This window comes from Tessaracoccus zhenghani (genome assembly GCF_055326325.1).
Window position 1 is genome coordinate 535357 of the sequence record NZ_JBUZNQ010000002.1, and the last position, 25304, is coordinate 560660.

19 protein-coding genes and 2 tRNA genes are annotated in these 25304 nt (G+C 67.8%); 13 read left to right on the plus strand and 8 right to left on the minus strand.

The window, feature by feature from the left end:
• Positions 1-322 precede the first annotated feature (322 nt).
• The gene (locus tag ACZK4S_RS06330) at positions 323-1201 is read right to left on the minus strand and encodes a cupredoxin domain-containing protein (RefSeq protein WP_463643744.1); all 879 of its coding nucleotides are present in this window, start codon (positions 1199-1201) and stop codon (positions 323-325) included.
• Between the two features lie 389 nt (positions 1202-1590).
• Here ACZK4S_RS06330 and ACZK4S_RS06335 point away from each other — a divergent pair, with 389 nt between their 5' ends.
• Entirely contained in the window at positions 1591-2694 is a 1104-nt protein-coding gene (locus ACZK4S_RS06335; protein ID WP_463643745.1) for a YihY/virulence factor BrkB family protein, read from the plus strand.
• A 4-nt stretch (positions 2695-2698) separates the two neighbouring features.
• Here ACZK4S_RS06335 and ACZK4S_RS06340 read toward each other — a convergent pair whose 3' ends face one another.
• Positions 2699-3184, minus strand: coding sequence for a VOC family protein (locus ACZK4S_RS06340; RefSeq protein WP_463643747.1), 486 nt, complete (start codon positions 3182-3184; stop codon positions 2699-2701).
• Between the two features lie 207 nt (positions 3185-3391).
• Here ACZK4S_RS06340 and ACZK4S_RS06345 point away from each other — a divergent pair, with 207 nt between their 5' ends.
• Both ACZK4S_RS06345 and ACZK4S_RS06350 read left to right on the plus strand, forming a co-directional pair.
• A complete protein-coding gene (locus ACZK4S_RS06345; protein ID WP_463643748.1) occupies positions 3392-3862 on the plus strand; it encodes a MarR family winged helix-turn-helix transcriptional regulator in 471 nt (156 codons plus the stop codon).
• A 50-nt stretch (positions 3863-3912) separates the two neighbouring features.
• A complete protein-coding gene (locus tag ACZK4S_RS06350; RefSeq protein ID WP_083665440.1) occupies positions 3913-6123 on the plus strand; it encodes an MMPL family transporter in 2211 nt (736 codons plus the stop codon).
• Position 6124: 1 nt separating this feature from the next.
• On the opposite strand, the gene ACZK4S_RS06355 is transcribed toward ACZK4S_RS06350, so the two are convergent.
• From ACZK4S_RS06355 to ACZK4S_RS06370, 4 genes are all read right to left on the minus strand, one after another.
• Positions 6125-6616 carry a TspO/MBR family protein gene (locus ACZK4S_RS06355; RefSeq protein ID WP_463643749.1) on the minus strand — a complete coding sequence of 164 codons (492 nt, stop codon included), beginning with the start codon at positions 6614-6616 and terminating at the stop codon, positions 6125-6127.
• 169 nt (positions 6617-6785) lie between these two features.
• A tRNA-Pro gene (locus ACZK4S_RS06360) sits at positions 6786-6861 on the minus strand.
• Between the two features lie 53 nt (positions 6862-6914).
• Positions 6915-6985: transfer RNA gene (locus ACZK4S_RS06365), tRNA-Gly, on the minus strand.
• A gap of 50 nt (positions 6986-7035) precedes the next feature.
• A complete protein-coding gene (locus ACZK4S_RS06370; protein ID WP_463643750.1) occupies positions 7036-7947 on the minus strand; it encodes a patatin-like phospholipase family protein in 912 nt (303 codons plus the stop codon).
• A gap of 103 nt (positions 7948-8050) precedes the next feature.
• Here ACZK4S_RS06370 and tig point away from each other — a divergent pair, with 103 nt between their 5' ends.
• The 6 genes from tig (at position 8051) to ACZK4S_RS06400 (ending at position 18435) form a co-directional block, all read left to right on the plus strand.
• Complete coding sequence (gene tig / locus ACZK4S_RS06375; RefSeq protein WP_076060596.1) at positions 8051-9403, plus strand: trigger factor; 1353 nt, start codon at positions 8051-8053, stop codon at positions 9401-9403.
• A gap of 174 nt (positions 9404-9577) precedes the next feature.
• Positions 9578-10174, plus strand: coding sequence for an ATP-dependent Clp protease proteolytic subunit (locus ACZK4S_RS06380; protein ID WP_076060599.1), 597 nt, complete (start codon positions 9578-9580; stop codon positions 10172-10174).
• The gene (locus ACZK4S_RS06385) at positions 10171-10821 is read left to right on the plus strand and encodes an ATP-dependent Clp protease proteolytic subunit (protein ID WP_369819256.1); all 651 of its coding nucleotides are present in this window, start codon (positions 10171-10173) and stop codon (positions 10819-10821) included. The genes ACZK4S_RS06380 and ACZK4S_RS06385 overlap by 4 nt, the downstream gene beginning before the upstream one ends.
• Before the next feature lie 140 nt (positions 10822-10961).
• Positions 10962-12242 (plus strand): ATP-dependent Clp protease ATP-binding subunit ClpX, encoded by a 1281-nt coding sequence (clpX, locus tag ACZK4S_RS06390; protein ID WP_463643751.1) that lies wholly within the window; start codon positions 10962-10964, stop codon positions 12240-12242.
• Between the two features lie 111 nt (positions 12243-12353).
• A complete protein-coding gene (locus tag ACZK4S_RS06395) occupies positions 12354-15197 on the plus strand; it encodes an FG-GAP repeat domain-containing protein (RefSeq protein ID WP_463643752.1) in 2844 nt (947 codons plus the stop codon).
• A gap of 10 nt (positions 15198-15207) precedes the next feature.
• Entirely contained in the window at positions 15208-18435 is a 3228-nt protein-coding gene (locus ACZK4S_RS06400) for a S41 family peptidase (protein WP_463643753.1), read from the plus strand.
• A 63-nt stretch (positions 18436-18498) separates the two neighbouring features.
• Here ACZK4S_RS06400 and valS read toward each other — a convergent pair whose 3' ends face one another.
• Positions 18499-21057 (minus strand): valine--tRNA ligase, encoded by a 2559-nt coding sequence (gene valS, locus ACZK4S_RS06405; protein ID WP_463643755.1) that lies wholly within the window; start codon positions 21055-21057, stop codon positions 18499-18501.
• A 109-nt stretch (positions 21058-21166) separates the two neighbouring features.
• Complete coding sequence (locus ACZK4S_RS06410; RefSeq protein WP_463643756.1) at positions 21167-21970, minus strand: DsbA family protein; 804 nt, start codon at positions 21968-21970, stop codon at positions 21167-21169.
• A 159-nt stretch (positions 21971-22129) separates the two neighbouring features.
• Between ACZK4S_RS06410 and ACZK4S_RS06415 the strand changes: the two genes are divergently transcribed.
• From ACZK4S_RS06415 to ACZK4S_RS06430, 4 genes are read left to right on the plus strand one after another with little or no spacing between them, the layout of a single operon-like run.
• Positions 22130-23464: a bifunctional folylpolyglutamate synthase/dihydrofolate synthase gene (locus ACZK4S_RS06415; protein ID WP_463643757.1), complete on the plus strand. Its 1335-nt coding sequence runs from the start codon at positions 22130-22132 to the stop codon at positions 23462-23464.
• Positions 23461-23814 carry a DUF4233 domain-containing protein gene (locus ACZK4S_RS06420; protein ID WP_076060610.1) on the plus strand — a complete coding sequence of 118 codons (354 nt, stop codon included), beginning with the start codon at positions 23461-23463 and terminating at the stop codon, positions 23812-23814. The genes ACZK4S_RS06415 and ACZK4S_RS06420 overlap by 4 nt, the downstream gene beginning before the upstream one ends.
• Positions 23811-24218 carry a nucleoside-diphosphate kinase gene (ndk, locus tag ACZK4S_RS06425; protein ID WP_459397400.1) on the plus strand — a complete coding sequence of 136 codons (408 nt, stop codon included), beginning with the start codon at positions 23811-23813 and terminating at the stop codon, positions 24216-24218. The genes ACZK4S_RS06420 and ndk overlap by 4 nt, the downstream gene beginning before the upstream one ends.
• Before the next feature lie 30 nt (positions 24219-24248).
• Entirely contained in the window at positions 24249-25283 is a 1035-nt protein-coding gene (locus ACZK4S_RS06430; protein WP_463643758.1) for a CPBP family intramembrane glutamic endopeptidase, read from the plus strand.
• Positions 25284-25304 lie beyond the last annotated feature (21 nt).

A 25304-nucleotide genomic window follows, 5' to 3' on the forward strand; every position in this document is an offset into this window, starting at 1 on the left:
GGAGCAGGGTCCGCGAGACCGGGGGACCACAATGTACGACTACCACGTTCCATACGCGATCCATCAGGAACGCGCAGCGGAGCTCGAGCGGGAGGCCACCCTCCGACGCCTTGAGCTTGAGCGACCACAATCGCCGACCGAGCCGAAGCGCTCCTTCGCTTCACTGATCACCTACTTCATCCGACGCGTCCACAGCGGCGCCCTGCCGCCCGTCGCGCCCCGCCCCTCGGGTGGGTATGCGTAAGTTGTTGGCCGGCACAGACCCGATGGACCCCGAAGCGGAGAACGCTTCGGGGTCCATCGTCGTGTGCCTGCCCGTGGGTTACGGGACGACGACCGTGGCGGTGTTCGACCACGGCGACTGGATGGTGTTGTTGAACGCGAGGGCCCGGTAGTAGTAGGTCTTCGCGGGGGTGACCGGCTGGCTGAACGACGTGATGTTGGCCCCCACCGTCGCGTTGACCACGCCTGTCGTGAAGGTGACGTTGTCGGCCCTCTGGATCAGGAAGCCGGCCTCGGTGGTGGTCGTGTCGGTCCACGTCAGGTTCACGCTGGCCGTCTTCTTGTTCTTGACGGCCGACGTGCCCGTCAGCCCGGTGGGAGCCGCGAGGGTGGCCTCAGCGCCGCCTCGGCTGTCCAGCGTCAACGTCGGGAAGCCGCCGCCGGGCGGAATCTGGTTGAACGCGGGATTGGAGTAGTCCCACACGTCGCCCACCGTGTTGACCGCATACACCTGGTACTCGAACAGCTGCTTGGTGTTCCCGATGGGATCGGAGTAGCTCGCCGGGCCGGCGGCGGCGCCGGTACCTTCGACATAATCCAGTGTGCCGAGCACCTCAGTCCGGACGGTGGCCACGGTGACCCAGGGCTCGGTGGACCCCGCAACCCTGCGTTCGATGACGAACGCCGTCTCGTTCTTCGAGTTGTCCAACCAGTTGACCGTGTAGCTCTGGGATCGGCCGTTGCCGGTGCGCACGGCCGAGACGAACGTCGGGGCGATCGGGCTCACACCCACCACCTGCGTGCGCATCATGTCCATCTCCTCGTGGCTGAGGATGTGGCAGTGGAGGACATACTCCCAGCCGAAGTTCACGAAGTGGTTGACCACGTCGATCGGCTCACCCGACGGCGCGAACGCCGTGATCGGGAGACCGGCGGCTTCCTTCGCCGTGGAGTCGGCCAGGCTGGCGCCCTCAGGCATCGGACAGGCGCCAGCGCTGCCGTCCGTGGGCGAGACAGCATGAGATTCCTCCGTGAAAAGCGCAGGGTGGATGCGTGGCGGGCACGGTTCAAGGCGGCGTTGCCTCGAGGGGTGGGCCACGAAAGTGGGGCCGGGCGAGCCTCGCGCTAGGGCGTGCTGCAGGCCGGTCGTCGTGCTGCGGATGGGGGAACCTCGCATGCTGGACGGGCGACGCGCCGCGTCGTCGTTGGCGCGGAGCGTCTGATCGGGACATTAACTGTCACCCATTCCATAGTCAAGGGTTGGCCGTTACGATGTGAGACCTGGCCACGAGCTCCCACCTTCCCGGTGGAATCGGGGCATAGCACCCGACTCCTCGCGACTGGCCTGCCGGCGGAAGGAGCAGCAGGATGCCCAACCACGAAGCCGAACGTGCCTCACAACCAGAGTCAGTGGAGCAGACCCGGGACAAGGCGGCCAGCGCCCCCGGACCCGACGACTCGCGCAAGCCGGATTCACCCCCGGACCTGCACAAGACGTCCTGGACGTACGCCTTCAAGCGGTCACTGTCGGAGTTCTCGAAGGACCACGTGACCGACCTTGCGGCGAGCCTCACGTACTTCGCCGTCCTCTCGATGTTCCCGATGCTCCTGGCACTGGTCTCGCTACTGGGCGTCTTCGGCCAAGGCGAGCAATCGGCGCAGGGCATCAGAACCCTCATAGATCAGTACGCCCCGGAGGAACTCGCCGGCCTGTTGGGGGACACCGTCAGCGGGCTGGCTGAGCAGACGGGCGCCGGCCTGGCGCTCGTGACCGGTCTCGTCCTGGCGCTGTGGGCGGCCTCCGGGTACGTGGGTGCCTTCTCGCGGGCGATGAACAGGATCTATGAGGTGGAGGAGGGCCGGCCCTTCTGGAAACACAAGCCACAGATGCTGCTGCTGACCCTCGTGCTGGTGGTCATCCTGGCCGTGATCGTCTTCGCCATGGTTCTGTCAGGGGCCCTGGCGCAGTCGGTGGGCGACCTGATCGGCCTCGGAGACACGGCGGTTCTTGTGTGGAACATCGCGAAGTGGCCGGTGATCGTGGCGTTGGCGGTGCTGGTCATCGCGATGCTGTACTACTACACCCCCAACGTTAAGCAGCCCAGGTTGCGCTGGATCAGCGTCGGCGCCGTGCTGGCACTCGTGGTGGCCGCCGTGGCGGTGGCCGCCTTCTCGATCTACGTCTCCAACTTCGCGTCCTACAACGCCACCTACGGCATCATCGGCTCGTTCATCGTCCTGCTGCTGGGCCTGTGGATCCTCAACACCGTGCTCCTGTTCGGTGCTGAGGTCGACGCGGAGATCGAGCGGGGCAGGCAACTCCAGGGTGGCATCGAGGCGGAGGAGACGATCAAGTTGCCCCCGCGCGACACCCGCGCGTCGGAGAAGCTCGCGGACAGGCACAGCAAGCTCGTCACGCGGGGCAGGGAGCTACGACTCGAGAACGGCCGCGGCCGGTCCAAGGAGCGCTGAGGGCTCAGTTGCCTGCGGCGGCGCGCTCGATCTCCGCGATGTCGATCTTCTGCATGGTGAGCATCGCAGCGAACGCGCGCTGCCGCACGCCGGGGTCGTCTGACTTCATGGCGTCACTGAGCGCCGTGGGCGTGATCTGCCAGGACACGCCCCAGCGGTCCTTGCACCAGCCGCAGGCGCTCTCCTGGCCGCCGTTACCGACGATGGCGTTCCAGTAGCGGTCGGTCTCCGCCTGATCGGCCGTGGCGATCTGGAAGGAGAAGGCCTCGCTCTGCGTGAACTCGGGTCCGCCGTTCAGCCCTATGCACGGGATCCCGCAGACCGTGAACGCCACGGTGAGGACGTCGCCCTCCTTACCACTGGGGTAGTCGCCCGGGGCCCGCTCCACGGCCAGCACCTCGCTGTCGGGGAAGACGGAGGCGTAGAACTCTGCGGCCGCCTCCGCATCCTTGTCGAACCACAGACAGATCGTGTTCTTGGGGGTTGCCATCGTGTGACTCCTTCGATGTCGACTGAGCGTCACGTTAACGCTGCTAAGTGGCGGGGACAACAGTGGACGGAAGTGGGCTGGCCACCCGACACGAGCCGCACGGTGGCCCGCAGCGCGTCGTCAGGCAAACCGGCCCGACGTATATATTCAATTACGATTGACATTTCACTCCATTGAAGTAATATTCGTACTGAGGAAAGGAGAACCATGGCGCAGGCCTACCATCCCGATGCGTATGCGATGCAGGCGATCATCGCCCTGTCGAACGGCCTTGAGCGGCAACTCGCGCGGCTGCTCGGGTTGAACGCGACCGACTACCGGGCGCTCTCGACACTCCAGCAACTTCCTCGCGACAAGGCCGTCACCCTGGGCGACCTTGGGGGAGCCCTCGGCACTTCCGCCGCCACGACCTCCGCTCTGGTGGACAGGCTCGAGCGCGCGGGCTACGTAGTGCGACGTCGAGGCGAGGTCGACCGTCGTCAGGTGACCCTCGAAACCACCCCTCTCGGCTGGACCAGGATCATGGCGTTGATGCGGCCGCTCATGGACGCCACCGACGACCACCTGAAGGCGCTCAACGCCGATGAAGTGCGAGCCGTGAGCGCGTTCCTCCGCTTCATGAACACCTGCCTGGCTGAGCGGCTCGAAGCGCTCGCCACCCTCGAATCCGCCCAGTGACCCCCACGTCGTATCGGCCACTCAGCCGCCAACCAGCTCAGGAGACCACCATGTCCATCCCCTCCCTGTACATCGGAAGGAGACGCTCGTGGATCGTGGCGATCTTCTTCGTCCTCCTCGCAGGCCTTGTCGTCGGCCTCGTCCCAGAGGCTGAACGAGACGCCTCACCGACCGACTCCCTGGCCCAGGGATTCGACAGCACCCGCGTGGTGGAGTTGTCGGAGCAGTTTCCGCAGGAGGGGGACGCCACAGCCCTGATCCTGTGGACGTCCACGGATGGGGGGAAGCTGACCGAACAGCAGATCGCCTCCGCCCGCGAGTCTCTCCTCAGCCGCCTGTCCGGGGACGCGGGTTCCGCAGGGCCGCAGCCCGGCGAGGGCGCTCCGGACGGCGCCGGGCCACCTCCCGGCGTCACCGGCTCTGACGCCGGCGCTGCTGGGGGGCCACCTTCGGGGCCTCCGCCCCTGCCCCTCGTGAGTGAGGACGGCACAGCCGCCTTCGGGACGATCAGCGTCGAGGCGGACTCCTCCACCGAAAATCGCGACGATGTCGAGGTGTTGCGCGCGGAACTCCGCGACGAGGCCGCGGAGGGCGTCGACGTGCAGGTGACGGGGCCAGCGGGCATCCGCGCGGACCTGGGAGCCGTCTTCAGCGGGGCGAACTTCCGCTTGCTCGCCGCTACCGCCGCGGTGGTCGCCATCCTCCTCCTGCTGACCTACCGCAGCCCGGTGCTGTGGATCATCCCGTTGGTCGTCGTGGGCCTGGCTGACAGGCTTGCCGCCATCCTGGCCACGCACACCCTGCGCCTGACCGGCGTCCCGTGGGACGAATCCACCATCGGCGTGTTGTCCGTACTGGTGTTCGGCGCGGGCACCAATTACGCCCTCTTGTTGATCTCGCGCTACCGCGACGAACTCCGGAGCAGCGAGGACCGCTTCCAGGCCATGCGTACGTCACTGCGACACTCCGGCGAGGCCGTACTCACGAGCGCGTCCACGGTCGTGCTGGGCGTGCTGACGCTGCTCTTGTCGGTCTTCCCGGCAACCCGGGGCCTTGGTCTCGCCAGCGCGGTCGGCATCGTCATCGCGGCCGGTTATGCACTCGTCGTGCTGCCATCGGTGCTCGTCCTGTTCGGCCGCTGGGTCTTCTGGCCACTCGTTCCCCGTGTGGGGCAACCGGCCCTGGTCGACAGCGGCCGCTCCGTCTGGGCGCGGGTCGGGGCCCAGGTGGCCCGCCGCCCCACTGTTTTCGTGCTGGCCAGCGTCGCGCTGCTCGCCGTACTCGGTGGCGGGCTGTTCCGGATCGAGACCGGCCTCGGCCCGTCGGACCAGTTCCTCCGCAAGCCGGAGGCGATCGTGGCGCTGGAGCGCCTCGGCGAGTCGTTCCCGGCGGGCCAGTCCGACCCCGCGATCGTCATCACAGAAGAGGACGCCACGCGCGTGGCAGAAGTTGCTGAGGGCGTCCCCGGGGTGGTGTCTGCCACTCCTGCAGGGACCGCAGAGAACCTCACCCAGCTGCGCGTGGTGCTCGAACCCGAGCCTGGAAGCGACGAAGCGCGTCAGGTCGTTCGCGACCTGAGGGTGGCTCTCGAGGGCCTCGCGCCGACCTTCGTCGGCGGAACGGAGGCCCAGTCCGTCGACAGTCTGGACGGGGCCGCGGAGGACCAACGCACGATCATCCCGCTCATCCTCGCGCTGGTGCTGGGCATCCTCTTCGTCCTTCTCAGGTCCGTGGTCGCACCACTCGTGCTCGTGGCGACCGTCGTCGGCACGTACGTCGCGGCGCTCGGTGCCTCATGGGTGCTCTTCGTGGAGGTGCTGGGCTTCGAACGACTGGACTCCAGCGTGCCGCTGCTGACCTTCCTCTTCCTGGTGGCGCTCGGCATCGACTACAACATCTTCCTGGTCACGAGGGCCAGGGAAGAAGGCAGGCACCACGGCAGCAGGCGCGGAATGCTGAGGGCTCTGACGGCCACCGGTGGCGTCATCACCAGCGCAGGGATCCTGCTCGCCGCAGTCTTCGCGGTGCTGGGCGTTCTCCCGCTGGTGGTGCTGGCCCAGATCGGTGTCGTCATCGGGGTCGGCGTCCTGCTGGACACGTTACTCGTGCGCACTGTCCTGGTCCCCGCGATTGCGGTCCTCCTCGGTGACGCATTCTGGTGGCCGCGGCGGACGCGATCACCTCACCCGGCGACCGCCCCGGCGGACGTCAGTGGCCAGGTCGACTCCATGAAGCCGAGGGAACCGGAAATGGTGGGCTGACCTAGGAGTTGCGGCGGCGGATCTCCGCGGTGAGGAATGTCGCGAAGCTGCACCACGCCGCGTAGGGCGCCAGCGCGGCCATCCGGCTGCTGCCGGATGGCCCTGCTCGGCGGGCCAGGTCCCACGAACTGGCAGCCAGGAGCCCGGCCAGAACGGTCGCGGAGCCCAACCTGTGGGCCCGGAAGAACGCCCAGCTCCACCCCTGGTTGAGGGCGAGGTTGAGCACCAAGGCGTTTCGGTATCGATCCGCGGACGCAGGGTCGCCCTGGGCCTCGAGGTCTTCGATGACCTTGGCGCTGGTCAGCGCGATGTCGGTGTAGAGGGCGGTCCAGACGATGGGGAACACCCAGCTCGGGGGTTTCCACCCGGGCCGGTCCAAGGCTCGATACCAGGCCGAACCGGGGTCGGTCGCGAGCGACCCGGAGAGGGCGGTGACGGCCGTCAGCGCGCTGGTCAATGCCAGGGGTCGTTCGAACCATTTCCTCGTCGCCATGGATGTCCTTCCGGAGGGGCCCGGCATGCCTCAGTGGAGCACCGTGGCTGGCCGTGGCCGCTGCCTCCACCCTACCGTCGGGTCGCTTTGCCACTGTGCGGAGGCAGACCAACGAGCTTCAGCGTTCGCGTAGAGGGAGGAGGGTCGTCGATGTCCTGAGACATCACAATGGTCGGGGCGACAGGACTCGAACCTGCGGTCTCCTGCTCCCAAAGCAGGCGCGCTAGCCACTACGCTACGCCCCGTGAGCAGGGAAGCACCTAGCCAGAAGCTTCCGGCCAGGTGGATCACTGCATCGAGCGGATGACGGGAATCGAACCCGCGTAGCTAGTTTGGAAGACTAGGGCTCTACCATTGAGCTACATCCGCAGAACCGCAGACGAGTGTATCAGCGATCTGACCGAAGCCTGGAAACCTGCTCATCGGCCACCGTCTCCGGCGCCCTCCAGGCCCAGGAAGTCCCGGATGGCGTCCAGTTCGCGTTGGGTCTGTTCCCGGGCCGCGTCGAGGACTGAGCGCAACACCGGGACCCGACGCTCGGAGTTACTGATCGGCATCCGCTCCGGGAACACCAGGTAGGCGCGCCCCTGCCGTTCGAGCTCGAACAATTCCCCGAGGGTGCGGTTGTAGTTGGCAGGCCGCTCCAACACTCCGCGTGCGATCGACGGATACTGGCGGAACAGCCGGCGATAGCCGTGGGGGAACCGGGCGGGCGGCTTGCGGTACCCACGGGTGCGGGTCATGACGACGAGGAACTTCTCGAAGCCGGCCGCCTTGGCAGCATCCAGGGCGAACCCTCCGGTGGGGCCGAGCGCGCCGTCGCAGTAGACCTCGCCGTCGACGGTGGCCAACGGCATGAAGAACGGCATCGTCGACGAGGCGCGGACGCGCTTCATCAGGTCATACATGCGATGGATGTCCTCGCGACCCCAGTAGACCATCTCGCCGTCGTGGCAGCGCATCGCCCCGATCGCCACGCGCGCCGGGTTCCCCTGGAACGTCTCCCAGTCATAGGGGAGCGCCTGATGGGGGAGGGAGGTGCGCTCATAGATCCATTCGGCATTGAACATGCCCTTGCCCTGCAGCCAGGTGCGCCAGTTGCCGAACTCGGGCTCGGCCGCGAAGTCGACGAAGGATTTCTCTGCACGCGGGGCGTCCCGCGAGACGTAGTTGGCCACGCAACTCGAACCGGCGGAGATCCCGCCCACCCAGTCTGCGTGGATCCCGGCCTCCAACAGGACGCTCACAACCCCTGAGGAGAACGATGCGCGCATGCCGCCGCCCTCGAAAATGAGGGCGGTGTCGGTCACGTTGCTGGTCAGCTCGCTCACGGCCCCGACTTTAGCCGGGCGCGGGAGCCCGCGTGTTGGTGGCCGGAGCATCGACCGATAGACTGACGCGCGATTCGAAAATTGACACCTCAGGAGTCCACTCGTGCCCAGCACCGTTGAGAAGCTGAAGCCCACCCGGGTAAAGCTCACCGTCGAGATCCCCTTCGCTGATCTCAAGCCCTACCTTGACAAGGCTTACAAGGAGATCGCCGAACAGGTGACGATCCCCGGCTTCCGTAAGGGGAAGGTGCCCAACACGGTCATCGACCAGCGGTTCGGCCGCGGCATGGTCCTGCAGGAGGCCATCAACGAGGCCATCCCGGAGACCTACAACCAGGCCATCGACGAGCACAAGATCTACCCCATGGCGCAGCCCGAGGTGGACATCACCAAGCTCGAAGACAAGGACGTGGTGGAGTACACCGCCGAGGTGGAGATCCGCCCCGAGGTGGAGCTGCCGGACTTCAACACCATCGAGGCCACCGTCGAGGGCGCATCCTCCGTCGACGAACTCGTCGAAGAGCGCATCGAACTGCTCCGCAAGCGCTTCGCCACCACCACCGAGGTGGAGCGCGGCGCCGCCGAGGGTGACCTGCTGAAGATCGACCTCAAGGCCACCAAGGACGGCGAGGAACTCGACGACGCCACCGCAGAAGGCATCTCCTACGTGGTCGGCGACGACCAGGGCATGCTCGACGGCCTGGACGAGGCTGTCACCGGCCTGAAGGCCGGCGAGTCCAAGACCTTCACCTCCACCCTCGTGGGCGGCGCCCACCGCGGTGAAGAGGCCGAGATCGAGGTGACCGTCGTCACCGTCTCCGAGCAGGAACTGCCGGAGGTCGACGACGACTTCGCACAGCTCATCTCCGAGTTCGACACCGTCGAGGAGATGAAGGCCGACCTGCGTTCCGGCGCCGAGCAGCAGGTGAACGCCGACCAGATCGCCGACGCCCGCGACAAGGTGCTCGAAGCGATCCTCGAGAAGGTCGACTTCGAACTGCCCGAGAACGTCCTCAAGAAGGAACTCGAAGCCCGCCGTGCCGACATCGAGCGCCAGCTCGCCCGCGGCGGCATGACGGTCGACCAGTACCTGGAGCAGACCGAAGAGGAAGAGGCCGAGACGGTCGAAGAGTTCTGGGCCGAGATGGACAAGCGCGCCACGGATGCGCTGCGCGCCCAGATCGTGCTCGACGTCTACGCCGAGGCCAACTCGATCGACGTCTCCCAGCAGGAGCTCACCGAACTCATCTTCCGTAAGGCGCAGCAGTCCGGCTCCTCGCCCCAGGATGAGATCAACCACATGATGGAGCACAACCACATGCCCGAGTGGATGAACGAGATCCGGCGCGGCAAGGCCCTGGCCTCGATCTGCGCCGCGGCCACCGTGAAGGATTCCGAGGGCAACGCCGTCGACACGTCGCTCGCCTCCGTGGAGACCGAGGACGCCGGGGAGTGATCCCAGCCGCCTCGCGATAAGCGCAACGCCAACGCCGCCGGTCCCGCAGGGGACCGGCGGCGTTGCTGTTCCCGCCGGTGCACGCTGTGCGCGAACAGGCCGCGCTTCGCTTCGGTTGTCTGAATCACCCGGTAGGTTATTGGTGTGACTCAAACTCCAATCCACCCGATCCGGATGGCCGGGCCCGCAGGCGCCGGCCTCGGCATGACAGACAACGTGTACTCCTCGTTGCTGGCCAACCGCATCATTTTCCTCGGTTCCGAGGTGCGCGACGAGAACGCCAACGCGATCTGCGCGCAGATGCTGCTGCTCAACGCGGAAGACCCCACCCAGGACATCTACCTGTACATCAACTCGCCCGGCGGGTCGGTGGACTCCGGCATGGCGATCTTCGACACCATGCAGTGGATCAGCAATGATGTGGCCACCGTCGCCATGGGCCTGGCCGCTTCGATGGGCCAGTTCCTGCTCTCGGCGGGCACCCCCGGCAAGCGCTTCGCGCTGCCGCACAGCCGCATCATGATGCACCAGCCCTCGGGTGGTCTGGGCGGCACCGCCTCAGACATCCGCATCCAGGCGGAGCAGTCGCTGCACATCAAGAAGACCATGGCCAACCTCATCGCTGAGCACACGGGTCAGAGCATCGAGCAGATCGAAGCTGATTCAGACCGCGACCGCTGGTTCACCGCCGAGCAGGCGCTCGAGTACGGCTTCATCGACCACGTGTATGAGCGCGCGTCGCAGATCCAGACGGAGGCCCCCAACCAATGATCAACAACACGTTCGCCCTGCCCCAGGGCGCGGCCCCCGTCGGCCCGGACATGAACTACTTCATCCCGCAGTGGGAGGAGCGCACCAGCTACGGCATCCGCCGCGTGGATCCGTACACGAAGCTCTTCGAGGATCGCATCATCTTCCTCGGCACCCCCATCAACGACGACGTGGCCAACGCGGTCATGGCGCAGCTGCTGGTGCTCCAGTCGATGGACCCCGAGCGCGACATCTCGATCTACCTCAACTCGCCCGGCGGCTCGTTCACCGCGCTGACCGCCATCTATGACACGATGCGCTACATCAAGCCCGACATCCAGACGGTGTGTCTCGGCCAGGCGGCTTCGGCCGCCGCCGTGATCCTCGCCGCCGGCACCAAGGGCAAGCGGTTGGCGCTGCCCAACTCGCGCATCCTCATCCACCAGCCGGCCACCGAGGGCGGCTACGGTCAGTCCTCGGACCTGGAGATCCAGGCCCGCGAGATCCTGCGCATCCGCGCCCTCATGGAAGAGATGCTCGCCGTCGACACCGGCCAGGAAGTGGCCAAGGTCAGCAAGGACATCGAGCGCGACAAGTACCTGACCGCCCAGGAGGCGATCGAGTACGGCATCATCGACGACATCCTGCCGTCGCTGAAGGGTCTCTGACCGCTCAGACCGGGGCCGCCGGGCCACTGGGTCAATGCGACCCGGATGCCCGGCGGTTCGCTCTTCTCCCGCCCCGCCTGCCGGGTAGGGTGGTGAAAACAAGGCAGACAATCAGGAACTGTTGATGGGAGGTGGACGTCGTGGCTCGTATCGGTGAATCCGGCGACCTGTTCAAGTGCAACTTCTGCGGGAAAACGCAGAAGCAGGTGAAGAAGCTGATCGCCGGCCCTGGCGTCTACATCTGCGACGAGTGCATCGGGCTGTGCAACGAGATCATCGAGGAGGAGTTCCCGGACGCCCCCGAAACCGGTCTGGTCAAGGAGTTGCCCAAGCCGCGCGAGATCCGCGACTTCCTCGACACCTACGTCATCGGCCAGGACAGCGCGAAGAAGACGTTGTCGGTGGCCGTGTACAACCATTACAAGCGCATCCAGGCCGAGCACGGCGGCCGGGGTCGCCGTTCGGATTCTGACGACATCGAGGTCGGCAAATCCAACATCCTCCTCATCGGGCCCACAGGCTGCGGCAAGACCTACCTGGCCCAGACCCTCGCGCGCATGCTGAATGTGCCGTTCGCGATGGCGGACGCCACCGCCCTGACGGAGGCCGGCTACGTCGGGGAGGATGTCGAGAACATCCTGCTGAAGCTGATCCAGGCGGCGGATTTCGACATCGCCAAGGCGGAGACCGGCATCATCTACATCGACGAGATCGACAAGGTGGCCCGCAAGTCGGAGAACCCCTCGATCACGCGTGACGTGTCCGGCGAGGGTGTGCAGCAGGCGCTGCTCAAGATCCTGGAGGGCACCGTCGCCGCCGTCCCGCCGCAGGGTGGCCGCAAGCACCCCCACCAGGACTTCCTGCAGATCGACACCACCAAGGTGCTGTTCATCGTCGGCGGCGCGTTCGCGGGTCTCGACGAGATCATCAACCAGCGCGTCGGTCGTCGCCCCCTGGGCTTCAACAACAAGGCCGAGGCCCGCATGCCTGAGGCGGACCCGTTCTCCCAGGTGCGTCCCGAAGACCTGCACAAGTTCGGCCTCATCCCGGAGTTCATCGGCCGCCTGCCCATGCTGACCAGCGTCTCGCCCCTCGACGAGGAGGCGCTCACCCGCATCCTGGTGGAGCCCAAGAACGCGTTGGTGCGCCAGTTCCAGAAGCTGTTCGAGCTGGATGGCGTGCAACTGGATTTCGAGGACGGGGCCATCGCCGCCATCGCGGGTCTGGCGCTGGAACGCGGTACCGGTGCCCGCGGGCTCCGGGCCATCCTCGAGGAACTCCTCCTCGACGTGATGTTCAACGTGCCCTCCGACGAGGACGTTGCCCAGGTGATCGTGACCAAGGAATCGGTGCTCGGCGAGGAGTCGCCCACGCTCGTCCCGCGTGCCAAGGTGGCGCGTCGGCGGGACCTGTCGGCCTGATCCTGTCGCCCCGGGCAACCGGCCACCACCCGTAGGGGTCCTTCCATAGCGCCGTGTCAAGGAGTTACATTCTCCCCAAGCCGTCAGAGCTGTCGGCGGAGGAGGATCCCCATGACCACGACGCGTCCCACCAGCCGGAGTGCCACCGCTGTGATCGCCCTGGCGGCAGCGCTCCTCATTCCGGCGGCGTCCACGCCGGCCGAGGCAGCCCCCTATCCCTGGACGTACGACGCCACAGTGGACCTGGTTCCGCTGACCAAGGGCCACGCTCCCGCTCCGGTGGCGGCTGACTGGGACGGTGATGGGGACGACGACCTCATCGTCGGCTTCCTCAACTCAAGTCTCTATTCGGGCGTGGCGGTGGCGCTGCGCGCCGAGAACGGCTCGCTGGGGGAGTTGACCAGCATCTTCAGCACCGGCAACGCCGACATCGCGTTCGCCGGCACCGCCGTGACGTACCTGCGGCCCGCCGTGGGTGACGTCGACGCCGACGGCACGGCAGACCTGGTGCTCGGCTCCTGGTCGTCGAACGCCGGTGTGAGGCTCTGCCTCAACCCGGACGGTGGCGCCATCGACCCCGCCGCGTGCACCGTCCTGAGGGACGGCGCGGGGGCCCTGGTGGGCGCCACCACCGTCTCGGGTATCGCCTACGTATCGCCGGAGCTTGTGGACTGGGACGCAGACGGCGACCTCGACCTGCTCATCGGCACGGGCGCCAGCGCCGCGGAGAAGGGCGTGCGCTTGTATGAGAACCTGGGCGGCGCTGCCTTCGCCGCGCCCCAGTGGGTTGTCTCCCAGGCCACTACCGGCCTCGGCGCCGAGAGCTACTACGAGCCCGCCGTCGCCGACATCAACGACGACGGCCTGCTCGACCTCCTGATCGCCGGTTCGCGCATCGAGAACGTCAGCGAGTTCAAGCTCTTCCAGTGCCTCAACGCCGGGACGAGCGAGGTTCCTGTCACCAACTCCTGCACGCAGCTGAACCTGCCCGGCCTGGTCAGTAACGCCGTCGACGCGACGGACTGGGACGGTGACGGCCGGCTCGACTTCGTCCGCGGCTTCCAGTCCACTTTCGTCGGCACACCCGTGTCGTTGATCCACGGCACCGGCCCGGACACCGACGGCGACGCGGTGGCGGACTCCTTCGACAACTGCCCGGCGGTGTCCAACCCGGCCACGATCATGTTGGACAAGGTCAACGCGGTCCAGGTCGACACGGACGCCGACGGCGCGGGCGACGCCTGCGACGACGACTGGGACGGCGACGGAGTGCTCAACGCGCCGGACAACGCCCCCTGGACCCACAACCCGGACCAGTCCGATGTCGACGGCGACACCCGCGGCGACGCGGCCGATCCGCGTGACGACCGTCCCGGCGAGCCCGCAGAAGGGTCGTACGAGTACGCGATGGCCGAGCGGATCGACTGGGGCGAGAAGCCCGTGATCGTCCTGCGCGCCGACGCCATGTCCACCGGCTACCGCTCCGGGATCGCGCAGGCCCTGACCAACGAGGCACTCGGCCGCGATCTGCCGTTCTCGCTGGCGCTCATCCCCTGGGACGAGCCCAGGCTGACCGCGTCCGCCACGGACGAGTACCTGAACACCGTGCTACCCGACCCCGACTTCGAGGTCGTCAACCACGGCACCTACCACGCGTGCGTCTACACGCCGTACCTGGAGGAGTTCGGGGCCAGCTCCGCCGAGTTCGACTGCGGGATGCCCGTCGCGGAGTCGGTCAACCTGATGCGGGTCGGTCAGGATTCCATGCTCGGGGCCCTCGACATGGACACTGCCTCGCATCAGCTCACCGGGTTCATCCCGCCGACCGACGCGTTCGACGCGGCGGCGAGCGAGGCCATCCGGGCGCTCGGGTATTCGTGGGTGGCTTCCGCGTGGTACGCCGAGCCGGCGGAGCGCCCGGACTTCGCCTACGTCGACGACGCCGGCCTGGTGCATGTGCCCTGGTCCCAGATCGCCTGCGGCAACGGTGCGGCCACCTGGACCGACTGCCAGGGCGGTGCGAAGACGGGCCTGACCTCGCACTCGGGGGTGGACTGCGATGATCCGGCGGACTGCATGCCGACGCGTGACGGGAAGGACTACACGAACTGGGAGACCCACGCCGCCACGTCGCTGGCAGATCGTTGTGAAAGCGACTTCGGGCGCTACGGCGTCTGCAGCGTGCTGTTCGAACTGACCAGCTACGACGCCGACTTCGCCACCGGAACCCTCGACCCCGTGGCCTTCGCCGGCTTCCAGCGCACGCTGGACGAGTTGGAGGCGCTCGCGGAGCGGACAGGGGCCGTGTTCATGACGCTGGGGCAGTACGCCGCGGCCCTGCAGGCGGAGAAGCCGATCGTGACCCCGCCGCCGTCGTCGCCTCCGCCGAGTTCGCCGCCTCCGTCGTCGCCTCCGCCGAGTTCGCCGCCTCCGTCGTCGCCTCCGCCGAGTTCCCCGGCTCCGTCGTCGCCCCAGCCCAGTTCGCCGCCACCGAGTTCCTCCCCGGTGGACGACGACTACGTGCGCACGATCCCGTACACGAAGCCCGGCCTGCACCGCGACTTCAACGGCCGCGACTGGAACACGGTCTGTGAGCCCTACTCGCAGACCGAGAGGTGCCGCACCCACATCTGGGCCACCGTCGTCCACATGGAGGACGGGAAGTTCATCCGGGAGAGCGGATGGATGTTCAACAACCTCACCTACCTGCCGTTCATGACGCGTACGCAGTGGGGTGCTAACCCGTTGGCCAACCACAACTACGAGACCGGTTTCACCTCCGCCGGGCGGCAGTGGCGCACCGAATGCGACACTGCGCAGACCGGCGGCGGCGGGTGCCGCAGCTACATCCTGGCAACGGTCTACGCCGCGACACCACGGGCTGGGGGTGGATACACCTTCTCGCAGTCCAACCAGTGGGTGTTCAACAACATAGTGATGTTCCGGGCCGCGTAAGGTTGGGCGGGTGAGCCGAGGTTATCGACGTTTCCCGCACCTGCATCATGATGAGGTCGTCTTCGTCGCAGACGACGACCTGTGGTTGGGGCCGCTTTCGGGCGGCCGCGCCGCACGCATCACCGTGGCGGAAGGCACGCCCCGCAGCCCACGGTTCTCCCCGGACGGGTCGAAGGTCGCCTACGCGGCAACGACCCACGGCCGGTGGGACGCCTACGTCGTCGACCTCGACGGCGGCACCCGGAGGCTCACCTGGCTGGGGACGCGCAGGCTGGTCATCTCAGGGTGGCTGGATGACCAGCACGTCCTCCTCAGCTCGGACCACGAGGGCCTCCACCGGGTCGACACCTATATGTATTCGCTCTCACTCGACGGTGAGCTCACCCGGCTGCCCTGGGGCGGCGCCACCTCGGCGACCGTGCACAGCAGCGGCAGGGTGGCCGTCGCGTCCATCAACCACCGCGATCCCTCGGGATGGAAGCGCTACCGCGGCGGCATGGCCGCGCGCCTCCACATCGGCGACGGCCAGGGCGACTGGATCCGGGTCCTGCCGGAGATCGAGGCCGGCCTGCACCACCCCACCTGGGTGGGGGACCGCCTCGTCTTCACCTCGGATCTTGGCGACGCGCCGGACGTGCAGGCGCAGGTGTGGTCCGTGGACCTGAACGGCATGGACCTGCGCAACCACACCTCCCACACCGCCGAGGAGGGCTACATCCGCGACGCCACCAGCGACGGCCAGGGCGTCGTCTACCACTCGCGCGGCCAGCTGTTCCACCTCGCCAGTCTGAAGGCTGAGCCCCAACTCATCGAGTTGGCCACCGGCATCGGGGCGCCGTCGCCGGTGCAGGTGCACCCCACAGACAGGCTCGAGGCGATCGTGCCGGACAACGGCGGCGACGGGTCGCTGCTGGAATGGCGCGGTGCCGCCTACTACCTCACGCACCGCGGTGGCCCTGCCCGGGCCCTCGCGGACAACGCCGGCGTCCGGGTCAGGGAGCCGCGCTTCCTTGACCACACGGGCGGCAAGGCGGTGTGGGTGACGGACGCCGAGGGTGAGGACGCCCTCGAGATCCGCCTGTTGGAGGGCGGCGACAAGGCCCGCCGCATCGGAGCGGGCCGCCTCGGCCGCGTCATGACGCTGGAGCCCAACGAGCAGGGCACCCGGATCGCCGTCGGCAGCCACGACGGCACGGTGTACCTCGTCGACGTGGCGCGCGGCAACGTCAAGGACATCGGCCGCTCCACCGTCGGTGAGGCGTCGGGCTTCGCCTGGTCTCCGGACGGCCGCTACCTCGTGTGGCGCAACGCCATCGCGCAGGAGGGGATGCTCGGGCAGCTCGTGGGCTACGACGTCACCGAGAAGCGCGCGTTCACGCTGACCAGGGGCCAGTTCAACGACTTCTCGCCGGTGTTCACCGCCGACGGCAAGTACCTCGTGTTCCTGTCGAGCCGCACCATCGACCCCACCTACGACGAGTTGACGTTCGACCTCTCCTTCACCAACACCGTGCGTCCGTGGCTGGTGCCTCTGAGCGCGGCAGAGCCTGCCCCGTTCGGCCCGTCGCCGGACGGCTGGGCCATCAGTGAAGCCGATGAGGACGACGAGAAGGATGACGACTCCGGGAAGTCGGGCAAGGAAGGCAAGAAGGGCAAGGACGGCAAGGAGTCCGAGCAGGTCTCGGTCGTCTTCGACGTCGGGGGAGTAGAGGACCGGATGGTCCCGTTCCCCGTGCCGTCGGGCCGCTACGTGCACCTCCAGGCGACCAAGCACGGGTTCGTGTGGCAGTCGCTTCGCTCCGTGGGCGAACTCGGCGCCCTGCGCGCCGGGGTCGAAGGCGAGGTCAAGGACGTCGTGGAGCACTTTTCCTTGAAGACCCGCAAGGTCACCACGGTGGTCGAGGGCTGCGACGGGGCCGGCGTCAGCGGCGACGGCGAGCGTCTGGTCGTCCGCAACGGAGACGAGGTCTGGGTGCAGAGTGCCGAGCAGGCCCCCGGCGACGACGAGGACGCCCGGGTCGCCGTCGACCTGAGCCGGCTGCGCCGCGAGATCGATCCCCGCGCCGAGTGGCGGCAGATGTTCGAGGAGAACTCCCGCCTGATGCGCGACCACTTCTGGCGCCCGGATTTCGACGGCACGGACTGGTCTGCCGCGGTGGCGCGCTACCGGCCGCTGCTCGACGTCGTGGCCACGCACGACGACCTCCTGGACGTGCTCTGGGAGACCGTCGGCGAGCTCAACACCTCGCACGCCTATGTGTCGCCTCCTGACGACGACGGTCCCTCTGTCGGCTACCTGGGCGCCACCTTCACCCGCAATGCCAAGGGCGAAGTGGTCATCGCCGACATCCTGCCCGGCGAAACGTCGGACCCCACGGCGCGGTCGCCGCTGAGGGCGGCCGGTGTCGCCGCTGAGCCTGGCGACGTCATCGTCGCCGTCGACGGCAGGCCCACCGCCGACGCACCGCACATCGGAGCGCTGCTCCAGGGTGCGGCGGAGAAGGTCGTCGAGTTGACCCTGGCCCGGGGGCGCCAGAAGCGTCGGGTCGCCGTCGTGCCCACGAGCAACGAGTCGCCGCTGCGGTACCACCAGTGGGTGACCAGCCGCGTGGAGTATGTGCGGGAACGCTCCGGCGGACGCATCGGTTACGTGCACGTACCGGACATGGTGGCCCGCGGCTGGGCGGAGTTCCACAGGCTCATCGACGCCGCGATGGCGTGTGACGGGGTGGTGGTGGACGTGCGCTTCAACGGCGGCGGCCACACCTCAGAACTGGTCATCGAGCGGCTGACGCGCCGGGCCATCGGCTGGGTCGGCGCCCGTCACCACGACGGGGCGAGCACCTACCCCAGCCAGGCCGCACGGGGCCCCGTGGTGTTCCTCACGAACCCGTTCGCCGGCTCGGACGGCGACATCGTGACCGCCGCCGCACAGAACCTGGGCCTCGGTCCGGTGGTGGGCGAGCGCAGTTGGGGCGGCGTGGTCGGCATCGACGGCCGGTTCACCCTGGTGGACGGCACCGAGGTGACACAGCCGCGCTACTGGATCGCCTTCGACCAGCACGGCTTCGGGCTCGAGAACCACGGCGTCGACCCCGACATCGTGGTGGAGGTGGGGCCGGCTGATTGGGAATCCGACGGCGACAAGCAGCTCGACGCGGCGGTGGACGAGGCGCTTCAGCGCCTCAACGGCACTCCGGCAGCGGTGGCGCCCAGCTTCCCGCCACCGCGCTTCTGAGCGGGTGTAAAGAAGGCCTCGGAGTCGCGCGACTTCGAGGCCTTCTTCCTCTGCAGGGAACTATCAGCCGGCGACGGGCGCCAGTTCGATGTCGGCGACGATGTGCTGGCCGTCCTCGACCCACTCCACGTCGCCCACCAGGCGGCCCACGGCACGCAGGTCCGGCTCGATGGTCTTCAACCGCTCGACGGAGCCCGCCGGCCCGCGGAAGACGGCCTTCGCCACCTCTGCCCGCATGGAGACCTTCGCGTTGGACTTCGCGCCGCGGATGGCGATGAGCGCCTCCGCGAGATCTGCCAGCAGCGTGGCGTCGCCGTCGATCGACAGCTCCTCCGCGGTGGGCCAGGCGGAGCGGTGCACCGACGAGTCGTTGGTCCAGCGCCACACCTCTTCCGCCACGAACGGCAGGAAGGGCGCGAACAGGCGCACCTGCACGCTGAGCGCGATGGCCAACGCGGCCTGCGCCGACTTCTTGCCCTCGTCGCTGCCGGTGTAGGCGCGTTCCTTGACCAGTTCGAGGTAGTCGTCGCAGAAGGACCAGAAGAACGTCTCCGTGGCCTCGAGCGCCCCGCTGTAGTCGTAGTCCTCGAACTCCTCAGTGGCCTTCTCCACGACGACGGTCAGGCCGCGCAGCAGAGCCTTGTCCACCGGGTTCGTCACGGCGTCCAGCGTGGCGGGCGCGTCCTGCATCGACAGCACGAACTTGCCGGCGTTGAGGATCTTCATCGCGAGGCGACGGCCCACCTTCATCTGGGTCTCGTCGAACGGTGAATCCTGGCCGGGACGGGCCATGGCGGCGCGCCAGCGCACCGCGTCGGAGCCGTACTTGACGAGGATGTCGGTGGGCACCACCACGTTGCCCTTCGACTTCGACATCTTCTTGCGGTCTGGGTCCACGACGAAGCCCGAGATGGTGGCGCGCTTCCAGGGGAGCGTGCCGTTCTCGAAGTGCGCGCGCACCACGCGGCTGAACAGCCAGGTGCGGATGATGTCGTGGGCCTGGGGGGCCATGTCCATGGGGAACGTGAGGTTGAACAGCTCCTCATCGCGCTCCCAGCCGGTGGCCAGGTGCGGGGTGAGCGACGACGTCGCCCAGGTGTCCATCACGTCGGGGTCCGCCATGAAGCCGCCGGGCTGGTTGCGCTGCTCCTCCGAGAAGCCCTCCGGGGTGTCGGTCATGGGGTCGATGGGCAGCGAGGCCTCGTCGGCCACGATGGGGCTCTCGTACCGCGGCTCACCGTCGGCGTCCAGCTCGTACCAGACGGGGAACGGCACGCCGAAGAAGCGCTGGCGCGAGATGAGCCAGTCGCCGTTGAGGCCCGAGACCCAGTTGTCGTAGCGGTGCTTCATGTGCTCGGGGGTCCACTCGAGGGCCCGGCCGCGCTCCAGGAGGGTGGCCTTGAGTTCCTCGTCGCGGCCGCCGTTGGTGATGTACCACTGGCGGGTGGCCACGATCTCGAGGGGCTTGTCGCCCTTCTCGTAGAAGTTGGCCATGCGGGTGGTGGGTTTGGGGTCCTCCAGCATGTCGCCCTGCTCGCGCAGCTGGGCGACGGTGGCCTCGCGGGCGGAGAAGGCGGTCTTGCCCGCCAGCCCTTCATAGGCCTCCGTGTTGACGATCCACTCCGGCGTCTCGGCCTGGAAACGGCCGTCGCGGCCGATGACGGTGCGGGTGGGCAGGTTCAGCTCACGCCACCACAGCACGTCGGTGAGGTCGCCGAAGGTACAGCACATGGCGATGCCGGCACCCTTGTCGGGCTCGGCCGCGGCGTGGGCCAGCACCGGGATCTCGACGCCGAAGATGGGCGAGGTCACCGTCGTGCCGAAGAGGTCCTGGTAGCGCTCGTCGTCCGGGTGGGCGATGAGGGCGCAGACCGACACGATGAGTTCGGGCCTCGTCGTCTCGATCCACACCGGCTCGCCGTCCGGCTTGTGGAAGGCGACCCGGTGGTAGTGGCCGGGGTAGTCGCGGGCCTCGAGCTCGGCCTGCGCGACGGCCGTCTGGAACGTCACGTCCCAGAGGGTGGGCGCATGGTCGAGGTAGGCCTCGCCACGGGCGTGGTTGCGCAGGAACGCGCGCTGCGCCACGGACTGGGCCTCGGGCGAGATGGTGGTGTAGAGGGTGTTCCAATCCACCGACAGGCCGAGCTGCTTCCACAGGTCCTCGAAGACCTGCTCGTCCACCTGCGTCAGTTCCTGGCACAGCTCGATGAAGTTGCGGCGGCTGATCGGGATCTGCCGCTTCGGATCCGGCTTGGCGGGCGGCTGGAAGCCGGCGTCGTAGGGCAGCGAGGGGTCGCAGCGCACGCCGTAGAAGTTCTGCACCCGGCGCTCGGTGGGCAGGCCGTTGTCGTCCCAGCCCATGGGGTAGAAGACTTCCTTGCCGCGCATCCGCTGGTAGCGCGCGATGGTGTCGGTGTGCGTGTAGCTGAAGACGTGCCCCACGTGCAGCGAGCCGGACACGGTGGGTGGGGGAGTGTCGATGCTGAACACCTCGTCGCGCGACGACGGCCGACGGAAGGCGTAGGTGCCCTCTGTCTGCCATACCTCGCCCCACTTGGCCTCCAGTCCTTCGAGGACGGGCTTGTCGGGCAGGGCACCCTTGGGCGCGGTGGTGTCAGTCATGCGGTTGATCTTAGCGAGATTCGCCACTGGTGCCGATCCGGGGAAGGGCCTCAAACGGCAGCAGCCCGGACGGTGGACGTCCGGGCTGCTGGTGTGTGGGGTGAGGCGATCAGCGCTGGTAGGGCTCAGGCTTGACATCGATCTCCTTGCCGCCCTCTTCCCAGGCGGCGGTCGCGGCGCTGAGGAAGCCCTCGGCGGTGGGCTCGATGGAGCCGAGATCCAGGCGCTGGCCGGAGACGACGTAGGCCGGGGTCGCGTCGACGGCGTCGTCGCGGAACTTCTGGTCCGCGTTGTCGACCCACTCCTGGAACGAGCGGGAGTTGTACAGCTCGACGTAGCGGGTCAGGTCTTCACCGGTGATGCCCGCGGCCTGGGGGATGTCGTTGCGGAGCACCTGGTCCGTGTAGCCGGTGTCCTGGAAGTCGAACGCGACACGGTGGAAGTCCTCGAACGCACCCACCTCTGCTGCAGCGGCGGCCGCCACGGCGGTGCGGGACGAGGGGCCGTCCTCGCGGGCCTGATCCAGGAAGTGGGCGGTGCGGATCTCGGTGGTGATGGAGCCGTCGGCGACCAGCTGCTCCACGATCGGGCCGAGGGTTGCGTGGGCGCTGGCACACGCGGGGCACTGGTAGTCCTCCCACAGCACGAGGTGCGGCTTGTCCGCGCTGGGGGCATTACCTTCGAGCGGGATGCCGTAGCCCTCGGTGGCGGCGGGCGGCGTCAGCTGTTCTTCTGCCACCGAGGTGCGGTTGCCGATGGCCTGCACGATGACGATGGCGAGCACCACGACGACAACCAGGGCCGCCAGGCCGAAACCGAACCCCATGATGCGCTTGTTGCGCTTGTTGCGTTCGTCCATCTCCTGAGCCTGCCGCAGCGCGGCGCGCTTGCTGAGGTTCGAGTTGTTGGCCATGTAGGTGCTCCTTCAGAAATCCAGTGCGGGGCTGCGGGCACCGTGGGGTGCTGCGCTTTCGGAAGTAATGATAACCAGCGCACCCAAGGTGGTTGAATCAGTTACTACACACTGCGGAATCCTCCTGGGCGGTGCCCGGCCGAGTAGGCTGGCCCCACCATGACTGAAACCTCACACGCCGCGTTGACGGCGGCCCTGACCAGCCGTTGGCCCGAGCACCGGGTGGCGCCCAGCCTGACCAGGGTCGCCGCGCTGATGGACCTCCTCGGTGAACCGCAGCGGGCCTATCCCGTCATCCAGGTGGCCGGCACCAACGGCAAGGGCAGCACCGCCATCATGATCGAGACGCTGCTGCGTTCCGCGGGCCTGCGCACCGGGCGGTTCTCCAGCCCGCACCTGTCGGATGTGCGTGAGCGCATCGTGATCGACGGCGAACCCATCAGCGAGGAACGCTTCGCTGAGGTGTGGGCGGACATCGAGCCCTACGTCGACATGGTGGACGAGCAGCAGCTCGACGGCGTGGCCATGACGTTCTTCGAGGTCATCACCGGCATGGCGTACGCGGCGTTCGCCGACGCCCCCGTCGATGTCGCGGTGATGGAGGTGGGCCTGGGCGGGCGTTGGGACGCCACGTCGGTGGCCGACGCGGCGGTCGCCGTGGTCACGCCCATCGGGATGGACCACACGCACATCCTGGGCAACACGCTGACGGAGATCGCGGGGGAGAAGGCCGGCATCATCAAGCCCGGCGGCACCGCCGTGTTCGCCGGCCAGGCTCCCGAGGCCGCCAAGGTGCTGCTGGCCGCCGCCGTCGAGGCCGGCGCGTCGATGAAGGCCGAGGGTCCGGATTTCGGCCTGCTGGAGCGCGGCCTCGCCGTGGGTGGCCAGTTGCTGCGCATCGAGAGCGTCGGCGGCCCTGTGGCTGACGTCTTCCTGCCTCTCTACGGGGAACACATGGCCCGCAACGCGGCGCTCGCGGTGGCGGCGGTCGAGGCGTTCCTGGGCGGCAAGCCGCTCAACCCGGAGATCATCGTCGAGGGGCTGGGTGCCGTCGAGGCCCCGGCGCGCCTGGAACTGGTGCGCACCTCGCCGCCGATCGTGATCGATACCGCCCACAACACGCAGGCCGCCCGCGCCACCATCGACGCGGTGGAGGAGAGCTTCGACTTCGCGCCCACCATCGGTGTCGTGGCCATGATGCAGGACAAGGACGCCGCGGAGGTGCTCGAGATCTTCGCGGAGAAGATGGACCAGGTGGTCATCACCCAGGTCTCCTCGACCTCCCGGGCTCGGCCCGTCGACGACCTCGCCGCCGTCGCCGAAACGGTGTGGGAGACCAGCAAGGTGCACCGCGCCCCCAGCATGCGTGAGGCTCTGGACCTGGCCGTCATGCTGGCTGACACCGCCAGCGTCCAGGCCGGTGTGCTCGTCGCGGGGTCCGTCATCGCTGCGGGCGAGGCCCGCGACCTGTTGAAGAAGAAGGACACCCAGTGACCCTCGCGCCCGACAACCCCATGCGCAGCGCGGCCATGTCGGTGCTGCTCTTCGAGGTGATCATCATCTGGTTGGCCTACATCGGCATGATCCAGGTCTCGGGCGTCGATCTCGCGGTCGCGGCCGCCTGGAGTGCAGTGGCCACGCTCTTGTGCATCGGCGCCCTCGCCGGCCTTCGGAAGCGCTGGGGCTATCTGGCGGGATGGGCCGCCCAGGCCGTCCTCATCGGATTGGGCGTTCTCACCCCGTGGATGTACGCCATGGGTATCATCTTCGCTTTGATCTGGGCGACGTGTGTGATCCTCGGCAAGAGGATTGAGGCCCACCGGCATGGAGGTAACCCACAGTGAGCGAAAAGACGCTCGTCATCATCAAGCCCGACGTGGTGGAGGCCGGTAACGCAGGAAAGGTACTGGCCCGCTACGAGGAGGCCGGGCTCTCCATCGTCGCCATGGAACTGCGCACCATCGACGGTGCCTTCGCGGACCGGCACTACGAGGAGCACCTGGCACGGGACTTCTACCCGAAGCTGCGTACCTTCATGACCAGCGGCCCCATGATCCCCCTCGTCCTGTGCGGGCCGGACTGCGTCTCCCAGGTGCGTGAGCTCAACGGGGCCACGGATCCGGCCAAGGCCGAGCCGGGCACCATCCGGGCGGATTTCGGCGACAGCGGCCCGCGCAACGCGGTGCACGCCTCTGATTCGGCTGAGTCCGCGGCGCGTGAGATCGCGCTCTGGTTCCCGGCCCTCTGACCCGGAACCCCACGAGGTTAGGGTGGGGCTGTGAGCCAGCTTCCCCCGCCCGAACGACAGCCCTCCCCCCAGTGGGGGCCACCACAGCAATGGGCGCCGCCGCTGCCTGAGCAGCGACGCGACGTGGCGTTCCCTGCGCCGACGTGGACCCCGGCCCCGCCGTCGATGCCGACGACACCGGTCGGGTACCACCAGTTCTGGCGCGCGCCGGGGATCGCCCCGTGGCGCCCCATCGTCGTGGTGCTCATCCTGGCGGTGGCGTTCTTCGGCTTCGCTGTGCTCGCCACGCTGGCCGCCGTGGGCGTCGAGGTGGCCACCGGGGCGGTGGACCCGGACGACCTCATGGGGATGCTCGAGGAAGGCCGTGTCACGCCGGGCCTGGTGCTGGCCAACAGCATCGCCATCGGCCTGTTGCTGCCATTCGCGCTGCTGACCGGCCACCTCGTGAAACAACGCCCCGGCTTCCTGCATTCAGTGGTCGGACGGGTGCGGTGGGGTTGGTTCTGGATCTGCGTCGCCGCGTCGCTGGTGGTGCTCGGGCTCAACATGGGCATCGAACTCTCACTGACGGGGACCGCGGACCTGGAGCTGCAGATCCGGCCCTACACCTGGTGGCTGCTCATCGGGCTGATGCTGGTGACGCCGTTCCAGGCAGCGGCAGAGGAGTACCTGCTGCGGGGCGTGGTCTTCCGCACCGTGGGCTCCTGGTTCAGGCTGCCCGTCGTGGCCTTCATCGTCGGTACCGTCCTGAACTCGGCGCTGTTCATGGTGATGCACGGCGCGGCAGACCCGTGGCTCAACGTCTTCTACTTCAGCCTGGGTGCCCTGTTGAGCTGGCTGACGTGGCGCACCGGTGGGCTGGAGGCGGCGGCCGCCGTCCACATCGTCAACAACATGATCGGCTTCTCCATCGTGCCGTTCCAGGACGTCAGCGGCCTGTTCGACCGCTCCGTCGGCGCGGGCGGCCCCGTGATCCTGTGGCAGCTGACCGCCTCGGTGATCCTGGTGGTGCTGCTGGACGTGTTGGCTCGGCGACGTCGACTCGCGACGCTCGGCCGGGGCTAGGCCAAAGCGCACCCCGCAGAT